Source organism: Mesorhizobium sp. WSM4871 (assembly GCF_055811295.1).
On the sequence record NZ_JBVVPU010000047.1, the window covers coordinates 1 to 1,354 of the forward strand.

Consider the following 1,354-nt stretch of genomic DNA (forward strand, 5'->3'; position numbering starts at 1 on the left):
GCACGCTCGAAGGCGGGCGCGAAATCGGCTGTTTTGTCGACCGTCTCGCCATGGCCGCCATAGGCGCGGGCGAGAGCGGCGAAATCAGGATTTTTCAATTCCGTGGCGACGACGCGGCCGGGATATTCCCGCTCCTGATGCATGCGGATGGTGCCGTAAATGCCGTTGTTGACGACGATGACGACGATCGGGAGATTATATTGCACGGCGGTGGCGAATTCCTGGCCGTTCATCAGGAAGCAGCCATCGCCGGCAAAGGCGATCACGTCGCGATCCGGGAACAAGTCCTTGGCGGCGACCGCGGCTGGCGTGCCGTAGCCCATCGAGCCGGAGGTCGGTGCCGCCTGCGTGGCAAAGCGGCGGGAACGATGGAAGCGGTGAACCCAGGTGGCGTAATTGCCGGCGCCATTGGTCAAGATGGCGTCGTCGGGCAGCACCGTTTCGAGATAGTTCATGATCGGCCCCATCTGCACCGGACCAGGGCCGGTTTCCGGCGGTGTAGACCAGTCGAGATAGGCGGAGTGCAGGCGCGTGGTTTCGTCGGCCCAGTTCGGCGTTGCTGGCCCCTTTCTCCTGGCGAAGGCCCGCACGAAGGCGGAAGGCGAGGCGTTGATCGCCAGCGTGGGCCGGTAGACGCGGCCGAGCTCGCCGGCGTCGGCGTGGACGTGGACCAGCGTCTGATCGGGGTAGGGGCTCTTCAGCAGCGTGTAGTCGGAGGACGGCATTTCGCCCATGCGGCCGCCGATCAGCAGCACCAGATCGGCCTGCTTGATGGCGGTGGCGAGCTTTGGATTGATGCCGATGCCGACATCGCCGGCGTAGTTCGGGTGGAGATGATCGAACAGCATCTGGCGGCGGAATGAACAGCCGACCGGCAGCGACCAGGCTTCGGCGATGCGCTGCATTTCCTGAACGGCATTGGCATCCCAACGCGTGCCGCCCAGGATTACGATCGGCCGTTTCGCGGCATTGAGCAGCGCTTCGAGCCGGTCGAGTTCGGCTTCACCGGGCGCGGTTTCGACGCGCGTGTAGTGCTGGGCTGCGGGCGCCTGGGCCAGGCTGGTCAGCATGTCCTCGGGCAGCGAGACCACCACCGGGCCGGGGCGGCCGGATGTGGCCACCGCGAAGGCGCGGGTGACGAATTCAGGAATGCGCGACGCGTCGTCGATCTCGACGACCCATTTGGCGATGTCACCAAAGAACCTGACGTAATCCACTTCCTGGAAGGCCTCGCGCTGCTTGGCGTGGCTGGCGACCTGGCCTATGAACAGGATGACGGGAACCGAATCCTGCATGGCGATGTGGATGCCGGCCGAGGCGTTGGTGGCGCCGGGGCCGCGGGTGACGAAGCAGA

At 65.3% G+C, this 1,354-nt stretch carries 1 protein-coding gene; it reads right to left on the reverse strand.

Annotation, left to right across the window (positions count from 1 at the left end; all coding sequences use genetic code 11):
• Nucleotides 1-1,354 (reverse strand): thiamine pyrophosphate-binding protein (locus tag AC0L2H_RS32420; RefSeq protein ID WP_473593669.1); only part of this gene is annotated, 1,354 nt, incomplete at both ends.